Source organism: Peribacillus sp. S4 (genome assembly GCF_046715815.1).
Taxonomy (GTDB): domain Bacteria; phylum Bacillota; class Bacilli; order Bacillales; family DSM-1321; genus Peribacillus; species Peribacillus frigoritolerans.
Genome location: NZ_CP175708.1, coordinates 765,494 through 783,911 on the forward strand (window position 1 = coordinate 765,494; position 18,418 = coordinate 783,911).

At 41.4% G+C, this 18,418-nt stretch carries 16 protein-coding genes; 11 read left to right on the plus strand and 5 right to left on the minus strand.

The window, feature by feature from the left end; all coding sequences use genetic code 11:
* The first annotated feature begins 123 nt into the window (after positions 1-123).
* On the plus strand, positions 124-1,320 hold the full coding sequence (locus ACJ9PY_RS03620) for an MFS transporter (RefSeq protein WP_411739504.1): 1,197 nt from the start codon (positions 124-126) through the stop codon (positions 1,318-1,320).
* Between the two features lie 165 nt (positions 1,321-1,485).
* Positions 1,486-6,123, plus strand: a complete 4,638-nt coding sequence (locus tag ACJ9PY_RS03625) for a hypothetical protein (RefSeq protein WP_411739505.1) — start codon at positions 1,486-1,488, stop codon at positions 6,121-6,123.
* Positions 6,124-6,236: 113 nt separating this feature from the next.
* Here ACJ9PY_RS03625 and ACJ9PY_RS03630 read toward each other — a convergent pair whose 3' ends face one another.
* Both ACJ9PY_RS03630 and ACJ9PY_RS03635 read right to left on the minus strand, forming a co-directional pair.
* Positions 6,237-6,485, minus strand: a complete 249-nt coding sequence (locus tag ACJ9PY_RS03630; protein WP_411739506.1) for a hypothetical protein — start codon at positions 6,483-6,485, stop codon at positions 6,237-6,239.
* A gap of 104 nt (positions 6,486-6,589) precedes the next feature.
* Positions 6,590-7,516, minus strand: coding sequence for a hypothetical protein (locus ACJ9PY_RS03635; protein ID WP_411739507.1), 927 nt, complete (start codon positions 7,514-7,516; stop codon positions 6,590-6,592).
* A gap of 251 nt (positions 7,517-7,767) precedes the next feature.
* On the opposite strand from ACJ9PY_RS03635, the gene ACJ9PY_RS03640 reads away from it, so the two are divergent.
* The 5 genes from ACJ9PY_RS03640 to ACJ9PY_RS03660 all read left to right on the plus strand — a co-directional run bounded on the left by ACJ9PY_RS03640 (position 7,768) and on the right by ACJ9PY_RS03660 (position 12,488).
* Complete coding sequence (locus ACJ9PY_RS03640; RefSeq protein ID WP_034305425.1) at positions 7,768-7,998, plus strand: excisionase family DNA-binding protein; 231 nt, start codon at positions 7,768-7,770, stop codon at positions 7,996-7,998.
* 855 nt (positions 7,999-8,853) lie between these two features.
* The gene (locus ACJ9PY_RS03645; protein ID WP_063577349.1) at positions 8,854-9,873 is read left to right on the plus strand and encodes an AI-2E family transporter; all 1,020 of its coding nucleotides are present in this window, start codon (positions 8,854-8,856) and stop codon (positions 9,871-9,873) included.
* Between the two features lie 339 nt (positions 9,874-10,212).
* Positions 10,213-11,034, plus strand: a complete 822-nt coding sequence (locus ACJ9PY_RS03650; protein ID WP_034305421.1) for a basic amino acid ABC transporter substrate-binding protein — start codon at positions 10,213-10,215, stop codon at positions 11,032-11,034.
* 78 nt (positions 11,035-11,112) lie between these two features.
* On the plus strand, positions 11,113-11,769 hold the full coding sequence (locus ACJ9PY_RS03655; RefSeq protein WP_054397812.1) for an amino acid ABC transporter permease: 657 nt from the start codon (positions 11,113-11,115) through the stop codon (positions 11,767-11,769).
* The gene (locus tag ACJ9PY_RS03660; RefSeq protein ID WP_048685484.1) at positions 11,766-12,488 is read left to right on the plus strand and encodes an amino acid ABC transporter ATP-binding protein; all 723 of its coding nucleotides are present in this window, start codon (positions 11,766-11,768) and stop codon (positions 12,486-12,488) included. Before ACJ9PY_RS03655 ends, ACJ9PY_RS03660 begins: the two co-directional genes overlap by 4 nt.
* Before the next feature lie 63 nt (positions 12,489-12,551).
* Here the strand turns inward: ACJ9PY_RS03660 and ACJ9PY_RS03665 are convergent, their stop codons facing one another.
* The 3 genes from ACJ9PY_RS03665 to ACJ9PY_RS03675 all read right to left on the minus strand — a co-directional run bounded on the left by ACJ9PY_RS03665 (position 12,552) and on the right by ACJ9PY_RS03675 (position 14,600).
* Positions 12,552-12,923 (minus strand): hypothetical protein, encoded by a 372-nt coding sequence (locus ACJ9PY_RS03665; protein WP_034305408.1) that lies wholly within the window; start codon positions 12,921-12,923, stop codon positions 12,552-12,554.
* 162 nt (positions 12,924-13,085) lie between these two features.
* Positions 13,086-13,967 carry a cidABC operon transcriptional activator CidR gene (gene cidR / locus ACJ9PY_RS03670; protein WP_063577348.1) on the minus strand — a complete coding sequence of 294 codons (882 nt, stop codon included), beginning with the start codon at positions 13,965-13,967 and terminating at the stop codon, positions 13,086-13,088.
* Between the two features lie 159 nt (positions 13,968-14,126).
* Complete coding sequence (locus ACJ9PY_RS03675; RefSeq protein ID WP_411739508.1) at positions 14,127-14,600, minus strand: universal stress protein; 474 nt, start codon at positions 14,598-14,600, stop codon at positions 14,127-14,129.
* Between the two features lie 118 nt (positions 14,601-14,718).
* Between ACJ9PY_RS03675 and ACJ9PY_RS03680 the strand changes: the two genes are divergently transcribed.
* The 4 genes from ACJ9PY_RS03680 (at position 14,719) to ACJ9PY_RS03695 (ending at position 18,348) form a co-directional block, all read left to right on the plus strand.
* On the plus strand, positions 14,719-15,114 hold the full coding sequence (locus ACJ9PY_RS03680) for a MerR family transcriptional regulator (RefSeq protein ID WP_063577347.1): 396 nt from the start codon (positions 14,719-14,721) through the stop codon (positions 15,112-15,114).
* Between the two features lie 73 nt (positions 15,115-15,187).
* Positions 15,188-15,955 carry a 3-hydroxyacyl-CoA dehydrogenase gene (locus tag ACJ9PY_RS03685; RefSeq protein ID WP_048685468.1) on the plus strand — a complete coding sequence of 256 codons (768 nt, stop codon included), beginning with the start codon at positions 15,188-15,190 and terminating at the stop codon, positions 15,953-15,955.
* Between the two features lie 70 nt (positions 15,956-16,025).
* Entirely contained in the window at positions 16,026-17,171 is a 1,146-nt protein-coding gene (locus ACJ9PY_RS03690) for an acyl-CoA dehydrogenase family protein (RefSeq protein WP_063577345.1), read from the plus strand.
* A 25-nt stretch (positions 17,172-17,196) separates the two neighbouring features.
* Complete coding sequence (locus tag ACJ9PY_RS03695) at positions 17,197-18,348, plus strand: thiolase family protein (RefSeq protein WP_063577344.1); 1,152 nt, start codon at positions 17,197-17,199, stop codon at positions 18,346-18,348.
* Positions 18,349-18,418: the final 70 nt, after the last annotated feature.

Below are 18,418 nucleotides of genomic sequence, written 5' to 3' on the forward strand. Positions count from 1 at the left end.
CCCTATGTCATATTGGGCTTTTATTTATATATATATATTTAGGTACACGAAATAAATCATTCGCTTATTTTAACCAATTTTAGTAAACTGGCAATGACTATTATAATTAGAAGGTGAAGGAATATGAGGGAAACCTTAGTGGGTGAACGGGTAAGAGGGACTGATAAAATCTGGACACGTGATTTCATCATGATCTGTTTGGCAAATATGTGCATCTTCATGGGTTTTCAAATGACGATGCCGACCCTCCCGTTGTTTGTGGAACAGCTTGGCGGTGATGATCGTCTTGTGGGGGCTGTCCTTGGAATCTTCACTTTTTCGGCCTTGCTTGTCCGGCCAATTGCCGGAAGATTATTGGAGACGAAAGGAAGGCGCATCGTTTTTCTTGCTGGGTTAGCCATTTTTGCATTGTCAGTGGGTTCCTTCGGTTTCATGGGGAGCATCGGCTTGTTATTCATGATGCGGATTGTACAGGGCGTCGGCTGGGGATTTTCTTCAACGGCTTCAGGAACGATTGCTTCCGATATAATCCCTGCGAAACGGCGGGGTGAGGGGATGGGGTATTACGGATTATCGGGTAACTTAGCACTGGCATTCGGGCCATCATTGGGTCTTTTCCTAGTTACGGTACTTCCGTTTCAAGAGTTGTTTTTGATCTGCTCTTTATTAGGATTGCTTGCCATCATTGCAGCATCACTTATTCGGTATCAAAAAGTGGAAAGTGATCCTTCGGCGGCTGTAAGAGCCAAAAGGTTTGATATTTATGAAAAAAGTGCCCTTCAGCCATCTTTGCTCATTTTCTTCATCTCCGTTACATTTGGTGGAATTGCAACCTTCCTTCCCCTGTATACAGCGGAAAAAGGTGTAGATGGAATTCAGTGGTACTTTTTAGTATATGCAATGGCCCTTATGGTCACGAGATTATTCGCGGGCCGACTATATGACAGAAGGGGACATCGAGCAGTATTCGTGCCTTCAACGGTACTCATCATGGCTGGAATGCTGCTGCTTGCATGGATGCCGAGTGAAGCAGTACTTTACATTGCGGCAGTGCTTTATGGATTTGGATTCGGTTCTGTTCAGCCGGCGCTGCAGGCATGGTCGATTGAAAAGACGGCACCCAATCGGAAGGCGATGGCGAATGCCACATACTTTTCATTTTTCGATCTTGGCGTGGGCATAGGTGCCATCGTGTTCGGGCAGATTGGCTTCCTCTTCGGATATAGGAGCATCTATATCACGGCAGCCGCCTCGATTTTCATTTCGATGATCGTTTATTTATTCATCATCAGGAGCGTGGATAAAGGAAAATCAATATAAGGATGTTGAATGGCTTCAATGGAAGTCATTCTTTTTTTTGAGTCAGCAGGAACACGCTTGGTGCATTATCCTAAATATTTTAAAAATGGAAAAACTTTGTTATTATCGAAAAGAGATTATACATAAGCTGGTAGAAGGTCTATTTGAAGGAAGGGGAAGCTTGGAATGAATGACTCTTCAAATGAAGAAATGACATTAGAAAGAAGGAAGCGTATTTTCCAAGAAGAGCTGGATGTTTTATGGGAAAGGCGGCTCATCCCTAAATCAGAATATATCCGGATTAGCAGGGCTTACAATCGGCATTTCCAATTAGCCCTCCATAAACAAAAGCGCTTAGAGCAAGAAAAGAAGAAATCCACCCATGGAACTGAAACGATAATCGGTGAAAATGCCGATAAGAGGATTCAGGATAGCCTGATCGAAGAATCTTCATTCCAATTAAGGGAATCCAGTGGATTGAATGAAGTGCCTACTGAATCTGGTTTCGAGGAGAGCCTTGAACCTGTCAAGGAGAGCAATGTTAGGAAACCGGTTATTCAAAAGCAGGCCATCAAGCGGGAGAAACCGGTAAAACCGGCAAAGCCGAAGAAAACACCTGAACAAATCAGGGAACGGAATATTTCTGTCATCCTGCTCACTGGGGTCATATTGCTTCTGTTTGGCGGGTTGATTTTAGCAACCACTTCATGGGGGGATCTGAATGCGGTCTTGAAAGTTCTCTTCATTGGAATGGTTTCCGTCATTTTTGCAGGGATGGCCTTCATCGCGTCGAAGCTGAAAATTAAACAAACCGCTTTTGCATTCCTGACGCTAGCGGGGCTGTTCATTCCGATTACGATATTATCAGCTTCATATTATCGGATTTTTGGAGAGTACCTTTCACTTAATGGTGATGGGCGGGGGCTTCTGGGGTTTCTTGGGGGATTACTTTGCTTAGCCATTTATTGTAAGATTGCTGACTACTTCAAGTCGAAAATATTCATTTTCATTTCAATATTCACTTTTGCCATTACCTGCTATTTCGGATTGGCTTTTGTGACGCCAACTATCGAGTGGATGTTTTTGGCGATTGGCATTCTTAATTTAATATTAGTATGGAATATGGAGCAATTGAAAAATCAAAAAGCCTTAACGCTATTCAAACCATTCATTTTTCAATTCATCCAGTTTAAGCTCATCGTGGAAGCCTTTGTGATCCTGACGTTATTTTCAAGCAACTTGGTGTATTCGCTAACGTTGATGGTCTTTTCTGTTTTGTTTTTAATTTTTTCGGTCAAATTCAAAAAAAAATATTATGAAATGGCTTTTAGCGCCATTTTCACGTATGGATATATCCATCTAGTTTATAACACGTTTATAAGTGAATACATGATCATTGCATTTGCACTTGTTCCAATCATTTTTACTATGCTATCGAAATATCTGGCTAAAGTCAAAAGGACTAACCTTTCGAAGAACTTCATGATTACCAGTTTGATTGAGAGCGGGATCGTTTTCTTATATAGTAACGCGATGGTGTACCAGGATAACTATGCGCAAATATTCATCGCGCTCATGTTAGTATCCGCCCAGCTTGCTTATGTTTCCCTTCATTCAGGAAATTCAAGCTTAACGTACCCGGCTGTTGTTGTTTTCGACTTAGCGTTCCTATATCTTTTCTTTGCCTTGCCAATCTCTTTTTCTACCATTTTAAATCTGTTATTTGTTGTTCAGGTCATTCAATATCTTGGAGTATATCTATATAACCGTCACCCAAGGTACAGCCTGTTTAAGAAGAGTATCTTACTTATCTCCCCAATGATCATGCTAGTGATCCTGACCAGTAAATTGAGCGAAATGGCTTGGCTTGCTGTTAGTGCAGAGCTCGCCATGATCTCTGGGCTTTTCTTCATCACCTATATAAAAGACGAATCAAAGCATATGAAGGAAAACGCCATATACGGATTTCCGATCACTTTCATACTGGCTTTGGTTGCTTTCTATCCATATTTGACGGAAAGTTTAGAATGGGTTCGGTCAAATATCCCGCTCAGCGTCTATTTAATGGGTGTTTCACTGATTTCCATCGGTGCAGCTTACACATTTAAAAAGGGATATCATAAATTGTTTCCAGTTTTTGCGTATAGCGGACAGATTCTTTCCTTCCTTTCCTTGATATCGATTCCCTTCGATTCAATGAATCCTTTGGAGGTAAGCGGAGTGATTGCCGCAGCTACTGCAATAAACAGCTGGTCCGTCCATATACATCGGAAGCAAATATTCTGGGTGCCTGTCGTGATTACAAGTGCCGGCCTATATGCCTCACTCTACGATGTTTTTGATTTTGCTTCAATGGAGCTGAGGATTGCGTTCGTGTTGCTCGGCCCCATTATCTTTTTCCTTTTAGGAGAATGGCTTGGGAAATATTCAAAAAATGGGAAATTGTACTTCCAATATACGAGTCACCTTGCCAATTTACTGGCGATTCCCGTTGGATATTTGCTCATCTTCCATACGGAAAGTTCTCCGTTCCTTTATGTTGCACAAATCTTGATTTATATTTTGAGTGCTTTAAGGGCACATGTGAAATGGGAAAAATACGTTTTTACTTACCTAGGGTTTTCGACCCTTTTCCTACAGGTCCATTTATTTGTGGTAAACATCGAGCAAATAGTATTCATTACATCAATATGCATGATGATTACAGCAGGACTCATAACCATTCTGTGGGGGTTATCCAATAAGAATTGGAAAGGCATCATGGAGTATTACCTTATTCCATTCATTCATTTAGGGATAAGCATATCCATTTTGGAAACGGCGATCCGGGACTTTCCACTTAACCGCGAGTTAGTCTGGGTAGGAGTGATGACTGTACAGCTCTTGTTTGCCTGGTATCTGCTCATTCAAAGGAACTGGCGGAACTATGTTGCCGCTCCTCTAAGCCTGGCGTTCATCTTCTATAATTTGTATGTAAATACATTGCCTCTGGTTATGGCGTTTATCGTATTGCTTGTATGTATGGTTGAGATGTTGATGGCTAGCAGACACCTTTTCAAAGGATTGCTCAACGAAGAGGGAACGAAGAGAGTCATTGATTATTATCGGATTTTTGGCTTGCTATATCTATGTACTCTGAATCTGGAAGTGTTTACGAGTGACTCAGATTCTGTGATTTTGGAGATTTTTGTTTCCCTGCTGTTGCCTAGCTACTTCATCCTGATAGGAAGATTCACAATCTATAAGAAAGAAAAAAGCATTTACTCGGGAATAGCGGCCATTATCGGCCTTTTCCCGTTCATCAATATCATCGATTATGCCCATACACTTCCAATCGTCATGAGTTTGGCTGTTCTTTTTGGCTGTATGGCAGGAATGTTGTTGTTAAGCAGGCTGTATTCCAGCGGATTACTCAAGAAAAACGGATCAGGCATCATCAGCTTTGATCCTTTCAGGATTTATGGTTTATTCTTTTTGATCGATATGAATGCAGAGGTTTTTAATGATACTAAACATCAGTTACTCCAAGTCTTTGTATCGCTGCTGTTAACCGCTTATTTCATTTTCCTGAGAAGCTTGACAGCGGAAAAGCTAGAAAGGAAAATCTATTCCAATATTGCTGCACTAGTCAGTCTGTATCCCTTCCTGATCATAGTTGGCTATGCCGACAGCTTATCTGTTGTAATGGGCTTGCTATTCCTTTTTGGCTGTATGTCAGGGATGCTGCTTTTAAGCTGGCGTTATTTCGATGGTTTAATCAAAAAGGAAGAAACAGGAATTACCTTCGATGCATACAGGATATATGGCCTGCTGTTTTTACTGGCCATGAATAGGGGAATCCTAGCAACTGAAACATCAAGCCAGTTACTTCAGGTTTTCGTCTCGCTCTTGATCACGGTTTACTTCATCTTGATTGGAAGTTTCTCAAAGGATGTAAAAGAAAAGGGCATCTACGTTTGGCTGACGGGAGTTCTCAGTTTGTATCCGTATTGGATCATCATCATGTACGCGGACACATTACAGCCTTTCGTTGGAACGGCAGTCCTTCTTGGATGTACGGCCATAATGGTCTTGCTAAGCAAGAAATACTTTAAAGGCTTGCTTGATAAAGGCGGGGCAGGACAATTGGATTTTTACAGAGTCTATGGTCTGCTGTTTCTTATTGCCATGAACATGGATGTTTTGACGGGGGGACCGACACATTTCATTTTGGAAATCATCGCGGCACTTCTGATTCCGGCCTATTTCATTTTGATGAGAAGCACGACGACAGGCATGCTGGAAAGAAAATCCCAGATGGCAGCAGCGATTTTGTTCAGCCTATATCCGTATTGGGTCATTGTCGATCAGCTCACGATCCCTCCTGTATTTGAGGAGGAGGTGAATATTCTGCCGCTGTTCATTGTCAGCACCACTCTGCTGAGGAAAATATTTGTTAAAGGCAAAATCACACAATATATCGAAAGCGGGATTGTTTTCCTATTGTTTTTAGCCCTGATCATTGATGCAATGGCAGGAAACACCTTATATGATGCCCTCATTATCGGAACCGTGTCATTGGCAGCAATGCTCTTTGGATTCATGATGAAATACAAATCCTATTTCATCGCTGGGACTGGGACGATTTTATTCAATGTCTATATGAATACCAATTCGATGTGGAGCGAGATGCCATGGTGGCTATATTTAATCATCGGCGGAGGGCTGCTTATCGGAATTGCATCTTTCTTTGAATGGAAAAAACAAAAAGACAACCGGACATCGAAGGAGGTTCTTGAGAAAAATAAACAAAGGATCAAGAATTGGTTCAATCGGTGGAATTAATGAAGAAGGAAATGGATTCCGTCAGATACCAAAGCTCAAAACCTTGGACGAAAATTCAAAGGGGTTCGGAATTTATTAATTCCGAACCCCTTTTGCCTGTAAATCGAGAGCACTTAAAAGCTCTCTTTCCCTGCTTCTATTTTTTTTATTTCCTCATCCCAATCATGAATTTCTATTTCCCACTGATCTATATTAGTTTGCAAAACATTAATTAAAAATGGTGAAAGGACATTTCTGTATTTTTCCAGTTCTTGAATCAATTTCACTCGATCTTCAGTTAAACCTTGTACTAATTTTTTTTTACTTTCCAAATTTGCATATACAAAAACTGGCCTGAATTTTCGAATCTCATTATCATCCATATCAGTTGTAACTCCTTTAAAATCGAGTAAAAACTAAGCACGATCAATCAGTTCATCTAATGCTTGTGTATACAAAAACGCTTGGATTTCTCTAAGCGAAAAGCTCAAGACGAACAAGAACTGCATGAAGAACAGCTGGAAGAGGAATCAGAACTGCTGTCATGGGAACCGGTATGGCCACCATGATCGGCATGGCCGGATCCGGAGGAAACTGTGTTCGATTCATTCCCGAATATATCTTTAAATTCGCTGTCAAAATCATCGGTGCTTGCATAAGTGAAATAGGCAGAAGCTGCGTAGTCAGTCTGATCGTACGTTTTCCGCCCATTCAATTCTGTCATGGGGCGATTTTCTTTAAATTGGGAAGTGAAAGCTTCAAAGGTCCGTTCCGCCTGTATACTGGTCGGTTTCCGCATATATTTCTCTTTTAACTGCTCCAGCTCCAACGTTTCAAAATCACGGAGATGTGTTAGCCCTTTATCATGTTTGAAAAATTTGCCCCATTTTTGAATGGAATGGGAGTCCACCGTAAATAGCTGTACATAGTAAAAGTCAAAAAGAGTGCGCTCATCGGGTTTGAAAACGGGTTCTGAATGAGGATGGTGCTGAATCGTCCTACCGATGAAAACCTGGCAAAACTCATCATATTCCTGACTATAGTTCAGCATGATATGCCATAACTCATCAATGACTGAATTAAACATTTCAACTTTTCCAAACACTGCAGCCATAATCAAATAGCGTTTCAATTCACGCCAGGCCTGATTGACCTTTAACTGTGAGTACCGTGGATGCTTCAGGCGGAATTCAGTATTGACCTTTTCCATATAATCGAAATCCAGTGCTTTATTAAGCTTTTCTATCAATGCTTCTGAAACGACTTCAGTTGCATGAAGATTTAAAGTTTCTTCACGGTATTTACGGAATTCATTTTGATAGCGTTCCATTTTAGCCGGTTCACTTAGCCCTTTAACGAAATTGACAAGTAAAACAGCAAAAATTGCCGCAAGAATGACATAAAAGAAGGTCATTTTTGTCCACTCCTCTTAATCTATGGATATATTGCTTTAACATTATCTTACATGTTAATGGAAGGGATTGTAAGTTGTTTTATCTAAAATGTTCCATTGGCTGAAATTAATTAATCTCGTGAGGTTGCAGGACAATCCCCTGAATCGGGTATCGTCCTTTCCTTGGCATGTAAGGGATTTTCATTTAAAAATCAAGCGCTTCAAATAATGCCTCATATCTAGTATAGTTAGAGGGGAAAAGGGGTGAAGGCATGTACTTGACAGTAAAAGAGACTGCGGAATATCTATCGATGCCGGAATCTTATATAGAAGGTTTGATCATTCAAAATAAAATTCGCACCGTTCATGATGGTGAGCAGCATTTGATTTTTAAAGATCAGTTTAATATGCATCTTGAACAGATGGAGAAATATAAGAAGGATTTAGCGGATTATTATAACGAACCCATCCCCGAAGATATCGATGTGAAGGATGAAGATTAGCATCTGTCCATTTAGCAGATGCTGAGTTTCAAAAAGGAGGAAGGTACGAGAACTCCTGCTTAGAAAAGCGCGGTTTAGGGGAGGCCCCTGCAGGCTCAAGCCGGGGAGGCTCCGCGACCGCCCGCGGAAATCAACGCCCAAATTGTACAGCCATAACAAAAGCTGAGGCCATAGCCTCAGCTTTTGTTTGTAGATAGAAGGGGGCTGGAAAACATATCTTTCATTGAAGTTCCCGAACCAATTGACCCAAAGTAACACCTTCAATTCCAAAGGTATGGTTCTAGCTCAATTTTATACAATCGTACAAGCCAAAGCGGAGGCAAATGGGGGTCGGAAAACGTAACGTACCTTTCATCAAAAGAAGTTCCCGAATCATTTGCCCCAAAACAACACCTTCAACTCCATAGGTAGGTTCGTTCTAAATTTAAGAACAGAGTTGATTGAAGTGAAAGGTACGAGACTCCTGCGGGGAAAGCGTGTCTAGGGGAGACCCCACAGGCGCAAGCCGAGGAGGCTCCCCGACCGCGCCCGCGGAAAGCGAGTGCCTGGAGCGGAAATCAACGTCCAAATAGTACAAACCAATAAAAAACCTTAGACATACTCGATTTTCATTGAGTTTGTCCAAGGTCTGGCATCTGCCGATTTGTCAGATGTTTTTTCATGCAGAAATGGCTGTCAAAGTAATGGTCGAATTTCCGAAAAAGGTCTTTAAATACGTCTGCATCATGGGCCTTACTGATCATTCAAATAATTTTGTTGTCAATGCAAGGTAATTGTAGTAGAATTCCTCAATTCCGTGTAAAATGAAAGGTAGATGGAATTATCACGGCAGAATGGTAGTTAGGAGATAGGTAAGTGGTAAAAGAGTATTTGCAAAGCGAAGGTTTTTCAAGGTTAATTACATTAATTGTGTTAGTCCTCTTTTTAATAAGCATCGGCAGTATGGTTAATATCGTGTTATTCACATTTGTTTTCACTTTCCTGATGGGAAGGCTGGAGCAATTTATCATGATTCGGCTGAATAAAGTGGTGCATATCAACTCTAAGGTTGTCATAAGCTTTTTATATGTAGTCGTCATTTCTTGTTTAGCCATCGTACTTTATAAATATCTACCGGTCATTACGCTACAATTCACGGAATTAGTGACACAGATCGTTTTCTTCTTTCAACATCCACCAGATAGCAGGGTCATTCAATATGCCATTAATATAATGAACGAGCTGGAATCGCCGCTCGATCTTCAAAAACAGATGAATACACTCTATCTTTATATATCCGATTTCGGTAAACTGGCATTTCAAATTTTCATTTCCATGTTGCTTAGTCTATTTTTCTTATTGGAAAAAGATAAAATCATTCGCTTCACTTCTAAATTCAAGCGCGCCAAATTCAAGTCTTTCTTTATAAACTTAAGCCACTTTGGCGTCAAATTCATCAATTCATTCGGGAAGGTGATCGAGGTCCAGTTCTTGATAGCCATTACGAATGCCGTCCTATCCGTAACTTTCTTATGGATTCTTGGCTTCCCGCAGTTGCTTGGTCTAGGAATCATGATTTTCTTCCTTGGTTTGATTCCGGTTGCAGGGGTCATCATCTCCCTCATCCCGCTTAGCATGATTGCCTATAGCATCGGCGGCATGCCCAAAGTGATTGCTGTATTAATCATGATTGTTGTGATCCATGCAATTGAAAGCTATATTTTAAATCCGAAATTCATGTCGGCAAAAACGAATCTTCCAACATTTTTCACCTTCATCATCCTATTGTTTTCCGAGCATTTCCTTGGAATATGGGGATTGATCATCGGAATACCGATATTTATCTTCCTGTTGGATATGTTGGATATTGAAGAGGGGAATACGGAAGTACCATAATAATCATTTGAGCAGCGGCCGCTAATATGGCCGCTGCTTATTTTTGTTCCATTAAATCTTTTGAACGGTGGCACTATCTGTTTTCAATATAATATCCATTAATTCGAGTGAAGGGAAGAAAGTTGCCTCTTTCCCCATTAGAGCACAGTTGCGTTTTTAAGTTACCGAGTTAATTGATTAAAATTTTATTTTACTAAAGTTATTTATCGACTTTTTATTGCATAAAAAAACAAATAAACGTATAATATTCTTAAAAGAATAAACTGAAAGTTCTCTAAAGTTAGATTTATCTGTTTTTTTAAAAAAAAGAGAGTTTACGAGAGAGAAGAGGGGATTATTTTGAAAAAGGTTTCTTTTTTAGTGTTTGCCATGGTTGCTTCTTTGTTACTAGTCATGACAGGATGCGGGAAGGATAAGGAAGTCTCGACAACTGGTAAAGAAGAAGAGTCAAATGGGAAAACACTCAGGATCGTGACTGACGCCAACTATGCTCCATTTGAATATCTTGAAGGCGATAAGATTGTAGGATTCGATGTTGATTTCATCAATGCCGTTGCAAAAGAAGCGGGATATGAAGTTAAATTGGAAAGTGTTGGCTGGGATCCGATTTTTGTTGAAATCGAAGGTAAGAGAGCGGATGTCGCCATATCTGCGATTACAGTGAATGACGAAAGAAAACAATCTTATGACTTCTCGGTTCCGTATTTCTTATCCACAAACAAAATTCTCGTTCCTGAGGATAGTGATATAAAATCTGGAGATGAATTGAAAGGAAACGTCATTGCCGTTCAGACCGGTACTACTGGACAGGAAGCGGTAGAGAAACTCCTTGGAAAGAATCACAAGGATATCAAAAAATTCGAAAATAATAACCTGGCCATTCAGGAATTACTGAAGGGCGGAGCATCGGCTGTCGTCGCTGATAATACGGTTGTTGAAGAATATGTGAAAAATAACCCCGATCAAAAACTGAAAGTCGTTGAAGACAGCAAAAGTTTCAATGAGGAGTTTTATGGTCTTATGTTCCCAAAAGGCAGTGAATTGAAATCGGAGTTCGATAAAGCCGTGAATGCCATTTATGAAAATGGGAAATATGCAGAAATTTATAAAGAGTGGTTTGGCACTGACCCAGATATTGAAACGTTGAAAGCACAACAATAAAACAAATGGATAGTAAAAGATTGCGTAACTTTACGTATGAAGTTACGCAGTTTTTTTGGCCTTTAGGAGGGGAACGAAATGAGTTTTCGCTGGGATATTATTTTTGAGTATGCTCCTTTCTTATTAAAAGGGACATTGCTTACTATTGGGCTTTCGGTTTCCTCCATCCTGATCGGAACTTTTTTGGGGTTATTGATCGGTTTAGGGAAAATCATGAAAAACAAAGTGCTTGCCTTTCCATTTTACGGTTATGTCACGGTTTTTCGCGGAACACCGCTTTTAGTTCAAATCTTTTTAATCCATTTTGGAATCGTGCCCTTTTTTACCGGGGAAACGAATGCAGTAACCGCCGGTGTCATTGCTTTATCGTTAAATGCAGCCGCGTATATCGCAGAAATATTCCGGGCGGGCATTCAATCCATCGATAAAGGGCAAATGGAAGGGGCGCGTTCATTGGGGATGACCCATGCCCAAACAATGATACATGTTGTATTGCCACAAGCTTTCAAACGAATGATTCCTCCGTTAGGAAATGAATTCATCGTATTATTGAAGGATTCATCCCTGCTTTGTGTCATTGCTGCCCCGGAATTAATGTACTGGGGGAAAGCGATGGGGAGCCAGTACTTTAAAGTGTGGGAGCCATACTTGGCTTGTGCCTTCATCTATCTATTCCTGACCCTCATTTTAAGTTTCGTATTAAATAGACTCGAAAGAAGGTTGAAAACAGAATGATAAAGGTGGAGAATCTAAAGAAGTCATTTGGCGAAAATGATGTATTGAAAAATATCAATGCAATCGTTTCCCCTCGGGAAGTAGTCGTGGTAATTGGTCCTTCTGGATCGGGTAAATCCACTTTTCTCAGATGCATCAATCAACTTGAAACGATTACGGGGGGCCATATTTTCATTGAAGGGCTTGATACGACAGACAAGAAGGTCAATATCAATAAAGTCCGGACGGAAGTTGGCATGGTATTTCAGCATTTTAACTTATTTCCGCATAAGACTGTTCTTGAGAATATAATGCTGGCGCCTATAAAGGTCCGCAAGATATCCAAAGAGCAGGCTTCCCAAAGAGGGATGGAACTGCTTAAGAAAGTGGGACTTGCAGAGAAAGCGAACGCATATCCGGATTCATTATCAGGTGGACAAAAGCAACGCGTCGCAATTGCAAGGGCGTTGGCGATGGAACCCAAAATCATGCTATTCGACGAGCCCACTTCCGCCCTGGATCCGGAAATGGTCGGTGAAGTCCTTGAGGTCATGAAGCAACTGGCCAAGGAAGGCATGACCATGGTAGTTGTGACCCATGAGATGGGATTTGCAAAAGAAGTTGGAGATCGCGTGATCTTCATGGACGAAGGTTATATTATTGAAGAAAATATTCCTAGTGAGATTTTTAATAATCCCCAGCAGGAAAGAACTAAAGCCTTTTTGAGTAAAGTCCTTTAATTACACGTAAAGAAAAAAACCTTCCATTATGGGAGGTTTTTTTTCGGGGCATATCAGGGGGCTTCATTTTATGCATGAAGCTCCTAAAAGCGATTCAGGGCTTTTACCGAGCACAAGCATACTGATTTTTGCATATCCAATATTTTTACTTTGGGAGAAGGTCTGAAGTAATACCTGGATATTCGGATCATCCTTTAACTTTTGAACTTCCTCAATATATAATTCGATAACGGAGGGCATAACGAATTCAGGGGTGTATTCGTTAGGGTTTTCATCCATGATTAATGTGCCCATAAATTGATATTTAAATTGGAGAGCCCGTGTTAAGGCAACGACATGGAGCAGTTTATTAAATAGTTCGGGGTATGAATATTTAATTTTCTCCAGAGCTGCTTCTGATGCCTGTAACTCATCGACATTAGATAAAGTGATCATGAATATCTCCTTTTTAGAACATATGGAATCCATCAGCATTCAACGTGCTTTTTACTCATACTAGTCTACCCCCGCCGTAACTCATTGTAAAATGGTTAGATGTTATCACGTGCATAACCCAAATCTATGATAGTGCTTTCATCAATCTTGCTGGATAATCCACTACTTATGGGACAATGCTTCCCTAGTATATTTCAGCCATTCTTTTGCAGCGTATGAAAGGTAATGGTCCTTACTCCATATAAATCCTAAATTCCAGCTAATGGAGGGGTTTCTAACCTTGATTGTCTTTACGCGATCATCATGACGGCATAAACTTTCAGGTAATAGAGCAACGCCAAGTTTACAATAAACCATTTCCTCAATAAAATCCCATCGTGAACTTTCCGTGACGATATGTGGAGAAAAACCAGCTTCACTACAGGATGAAATGATGAGATCTCGAAGGACGTAATCTTTATTGAATAAGATGAAAGATTCCTTTTCCAGGTCGGCCAAATCAATTTCTTCCACACAAGCATGGGGGTGGGAGGGATGAACTATCAAGTTGATGTCTTCTTCCAAAAAAGCAAAATGGTGAAAAAGCGCGTTGTTGGTTGGCAGGACTATTACGCCTATATCGATTAAATCATTTTGGACGGATTCTTCTATTTTCTTTGAACCATCCTCCACTAATTGAAAGGTGATATTGGGATAGTCCTGGTGAAAACGGCTAAGAATTCGGGGGAAGAAAGAAGCGTCGATGATCGGCGGCAGCCCGATGCGTATATGTCCCTTTTTTAAACCTAATAAATTGTCCATTTCCGTTTCTAAATTGTGAAAGGCCTTATCGATCAATTTTGCCTGGTCTAAGACAACCCTGCCTGCATCGGTCAAGATCAGTTGCTTACGTGAACGATCAAAAAGCTCAACACCTAGCTCGGTTTCCAGGTTTTTAATCATCTTGCTGATGGTCGGCTGTGTAATGAATAAATGATCGGCAGCCCGAGTGAAGCTATTGAAATTGGCAACCTCTATAAAGTATTGCAAATGTTTAATATCCATTGCGTCACCTGTTATCCTCGTTTGAAATTAGTTTCATTTTACCCGTAAACGGAAGTGTTTGTAAAACATGATAAGTTTGGAGTTCATGCACGCATAAATAAGCTGGATTCCAAAGGGGAACCCAGCCTATGAAGGGGCTGGCCATAACTGCCGTAAATTTCATTTGACCAACAAGACAGGAACTGGAGAATGTTGAACGATATAGTGGCTCACGCTGCCCAGGAATTCCTTGAAGCCGCTCAATCCGCGGCTGCCCATGATAATAAGGTCACAATTCTCGGATTTTACATGTTCCAATAAAGTCGTGATGGCTGAACCTTCTACGACAAATGTTGGGGATGCATTCGGGATTTCGGATAAAAGGGCTTCCGCTTTTTTAATCACTTCCTTGCCATACTTAAGCATGGATTCTTCAATTTCCTGAAAAGCACTGCCATATATACTTGGCTTGATTGGCAGTGTAACAGCGTGAAGCACCTGGATTTCGATAGCGGGATCCAGCTTTGCTAATTCAATCGCTTTTTCTAAAGACTTTAGTGCCAACTCAGATTCATCATAAGCAACTAATATTTTTGAACATAGCATTAATCGATCATTCCCTTCTATAAAAAGAATATACCCATAGTATATCAATATAAATCTTCCATGCAGATTCATATATTATAAATTTTGTGAATATTTCATTGAAGTTTACGTTAACGTTAATGTTAGAATAAAGGTAAATAATCCCTTTGCAAAGTGTGGTTTTAACATGTATACCATTTCTGAGTTAGCAAAAGAATTCGAATTGACGACAAGGACCCTCCGTTATTATGAGGAACTGGGTATGCTTAGGCCAATGCGTACCGAAACGGGAAAAAGAGTTTATGGAAAGAAAGAATATGCACAGCTCAAAATCATAATGCGCGGTAAGAAGTATGGTTTTTCGTTAGTGGAAATAAAGGATATAGTCCTTTTATTCGATAAGGATAGGACAGGCATTAAGCAATTGGAAAAAACGATTGAAACTGCAGGACAGAAGTTAATCGAACTTAATGAACGAATTAAAGAGCTGGATGGTTTGAAGCAGGATTTTGAACAGGTAATCAAAGGCTTTACCGAAACCCTTCTTGAGTTGAAAATGAGCGATAAAACAGGCAAGCGGTGAAATTAATCTTGAAAATAGGTTTTGATGATAGTGAAAGATGAATATATATTCTAGAAACAGATGGGGTGAGAATTTGGAAATTCAAGAAACCATTGCAGTTGTGACAGGCGGGGCTTCAGGTCTGGGAGCGGCGACAGTAAGAAACATCATTAAAAAAGGTGGAAAAGCGGTCATATTCGACCTCTCGGAAGAAAATGGCGCTAAAATGGCTCAGGAGTTGGGCGATTCGGTCCTGTTTATTAAAACGGATGTAACTAGTGAAGATAGCGTATCTGTAGCATTGGATGAAGGAATAAAAAAATTCGGTAGCATCAATACTGTCATCAACTGTGCAGGCATTGCCATTGCAGAGAAGGTCATAGGCAGGAAAGGCATACATGAATTGAAAGCGTTCTCAAAAGTCGTGCAAATCAATTTGGTCGGTACATTTAACGTAATCCGGCTTGCAGCTGAAAAAATGGTCGAAAATGAACCGAATCAAGAGGGGGAGCGTGGAGTCATCATCAATACAGCTTCGGTCGCTGCCTTTGAAGGACAAATCGGACAAGCCGCATATAGTGCCTCCAAGGGAGGGATTGTCGGTATGACTCTGCCAATCGCAAGGGAGCTTGCCATCAAAGGGATACGTGTCGTATCGATTGCACCGGGTCTATTCCATACACCGATGTTCGATTCATTACCTGAAGAAGCCAGGACGTCATTAGGGAAAACCGTGCCATTCCCATCAAGGCTCGGGTATCCAGAAGAGTACGCTAAACTAACGGAAAGCATCATAACGAATCCAATGCTGAATGGGGAAACAATCAGACTGGATGGGGCCATTAGAATGTCACCAAGGTAAGTTGTCAATCAAACCATTGTAAATCTAGAAAAAGAGCCTCCGACAAAGGAATGGAGAGGAGATAAAACAGATGAAGCATCCGTACCTAAGTGAAGAACATGAAATTTTCCGTATGTCCTTCCGAAAGTTTTTAGAGAAAGAAGCAGTTCCCCACTATGAACGTTGGGAAGAAGAGAGGATCATTCCCCGGTCTTTTTGGGTGAAAATGGGGGAACAGGGTTTTTTATGTCCGGACCTTGAAGAAGATTATGGGGGTTCCGGGGTAGATTGGGGCTTTGCCGTTATCATTAATGAAGAATTGGAAAGAGTTGGTTCTGGGTTCATTGGTTTCGGACTTCACAGTGATATCACCGTACCGTATATTTCCGCCTACGGAAATGAGTCGCAGAAACAGCGCTGGCTCCGAAAATGTACGACAGGGGAAATCATTACAGCCATTGCCATGACAGAGCCTGGTACAGGTTCGGATTTGGCCAATATTAAAACGACTGCCATTTTGGATGGAGATCATTACATATTAAATGGTCAAAAGACATTCATCACAAATGGCATTCATTCGGATTTGATCATTGTTGCCTGTAAAACGGATCCCAGCGCCGTTCCGAAACATAAAGGCGTTAGCTTAGTCGTGGTCGAAAGGGATACACCCGGATTTTCCAGGGGAAGAAAACTGAAGAAACTTGGCTTGCACAGTCAGGATACAGCAGAACTCATCTTCGAGGATTGCCGTGTTCCAAAGGAAAACCTGCTTGGTGAAGAAGGCAAGGGGTTTATTTATTTAATGGAAAAACTGCAGCAGGAACGCCTTGTGGTGGCAATTTGTGCTCAAACCGCGTCTGAGGATATGCTGGCCGATACGATTGAGTATGTGAAGGGCAGGGAAGCGTTCGGAAAACCTGTAAGTCAGTTTCAAAATACTCAATTCAAAATCGCGGAAATGGCTACGGAGATAAAAATGGGGCGTGCTTTCCTAGATCAATTGATCACCAAACATATGGCTGGTGAACAGGTTGTAACGGAAGTTTCGATGGCAAAATGGCGTTTGACGGAGACTGCCAGAAAAATATCCATTGAATGCATGCAGCTCCATGGCGGCTATGGATATATGGAGGAATACAAAATTGCCAGAAGGTATCGGGATGTTCCGGTAGCAAGCATCTATGCCGGCACAAATGAAATCATGAAGAAAATCATCGCTAAGAATCTGGGCCTATAGTAAAGATGAGAAGGGAAGAGAGTATATGCGGGAAGTGGTTATCGTTGAAGGAATTCGCACGCCGGTAGGCAGAAGGAACGGTGTCTTGAAAGACGTTCGCCCTGATGATCTGGCAGGGGAAGTATTGAAGAAGCTGATTGAAAAGGCGGGCATCGATCCTGCTATTGTCGATGATGTCATTTTAGGTTGTGTTTCACAGTCGGGCGAACAGGCCGGTGATATAGCACGGGTTGCCGCACTGATAGCCGGATTTCCGATTGAAGTGCCGGGAACGACGATTGACCGTCAATGCGGATCAAGTCAGCAGGCAGTCCATTTTGCTTCCCAGGCCATCCTGTCGGGTGATATGGATGTGGTAGTGGCAGGTGGAGTGGAAAACATGTCACGAGTTCCCATGGGGTCAAATCTTCAAGGTGCTGTAACAAGCCAAAAGTATATGGACCTTTACGAGGTGATCAACCAAGGTTTATCAGCTGAAAGAATCGCAGACAAGTGGGGAATAACACGTGAAGATTGTGATCGGTTTTCCGTTGAAAGTCATGCCAAGGCAATACGTGCTCAAAAAGAAGGACATTTTAACCGTGAACTGATATCAGTAATGGGTACTGATAAAGAAGGAAATCAAATCGAAGTTACGGAAGATCAAGGCCCAAGGGGCGGAACTACGCTTGAAGTGCTGGCTGGATTGAAACCGGCATTTCAAGAAGGCGGTTTAATCCATGCAGGGAATTCTAGTCAGATCAGTGACGGTGCTGCCGCTTTATTATTGATGGAACGCAGTAAAGCAGAAGAACTTGGATTGAAACCGCGCTTTAAAGTGCATACACGGGTTGTTGTCGGGTCGGATCCCACCCTGATGCTAACGGGACCGATTCCCGCCACCCAAAAAGCTTTGGAAAAAGCGGGTCTTACAATTGATGATATCGATATCTTTGAAGTGAACGAGGCTTTCGCTCCTGTACCGATTGCATGGCTAAAAGAAACGGGGGCAGACCCAAAGAAGCTGAATCCAAATGGCGGGGCGATTGCATTGGGGCATCCTCTTGGCGGCAGCGGGGCCCGTTTGATGGTGTCCATGATCCATGAATTAGAAAGGACGGGCGGCCGTTATGGGCTGCAAACGATGTGTGAAGGCCACGGCATGGCGAATGCCACCATCATTGAAAGAATGGACTGAAGCGGGACTATCCATTTATGAATATTCGTAATTCGCACGAAAGTAAAAGCTGAAAAAGGGATGAAGTCGA

What these genes read in the sequence shown, in the direction of transcription:
- ACJ9PY_RS03665 (WP_034305408.1), bottom strand. Translation starts at nt 12,923, where the DNA reads ATGATCACTTTATCTAATGTCGATGAGTTACAGGCATCAGAAGCAGCT.
- cidR (WP_063577348.1), bottom strand. Translation starts at nt 13,967, where the DNA reads ATGGATATTAAACATTTGCAATACTTTATAGAGGTTGCCAATTTCAAT.
- ACJ9PY_RS03630 (WP_411739506.1), bottom strand. Translation starts at nt 6,485, where the DNA reads ATGGATGATAATGAGATTCGAAAATTCAGGCCAGTTTTTGTATATGCA.
- ACJ9PY_RS03680 (WP_063577347.1), top strand. Translation starts at nt 14,719, where the DNA reads ATGTATACCATTTCTGAGTTAGCAAAAGAATTCGAATTGACGACAAGG.
- ACJ9PY_RS03635 (WP_411739507.1), bottom strand. Translation starts at nt 7,516, where the DNA reads ATGACCTTCTTTTATGTCATTCTTGCGGCAATTTTTGCTGTTTTACTT.
- ACJ9PY_RS03690 (WP_063577345.1), top strand. Translation starts at nt 16,026, where the DNA reads ATGAAGCATCCGTACCTAAGTGAAGAACATGAAATTTTCCGTATGTCC.
- ACJ9PY_RS03695 (WP_063577344.1), top strand. Translation starts at nt 17,197, where the DNA reads ATGCGGGAAGTGGTTATCGTTGAAGGAATTCGCACGCCGGTAGGCAGA.
- ACJ9PY_RS03655 (WP_054397812.1), top strand. Translation starts at nt 11,113, where the DNA reads ATGAGTTTTCGCTGGGATATTATTTTTGAGTATGCTCCTTTCTTATTA.
- ACJ9PY_RS03625 (WP_411739505.1), top strand. Translation starts at nt 1,486, where the DNA reads ATGAATGACTCTTCAAATGAAGAAATGACATTAGAAAGAAGGAAGCGT.
- ACJ9PY_RS03640 (WP_034305425.1), top strand. Translation starts at nt 7,768, where the DNA reads ATGTACTTGACAGTAAAAGAGACTGCGGAATATCTATCGATGCCGGAA.
- ACJ9PY_RS03620 (WP_411739504.1), top strand. Translation starts at nt 124, where the DNA reads ATGAGGGAAACCTTAGTGGGTGAACGGGTAAGAGGGACTGATAAAATC.
- ACJ9PY_RS03660 (WP_048685484.1), top strand. Translation starts at nt 11,766, where the DNA reads ATGATAAAGGTGGAGAATCTAAAGAAGTCATTTGGCGAAAATGATGTA.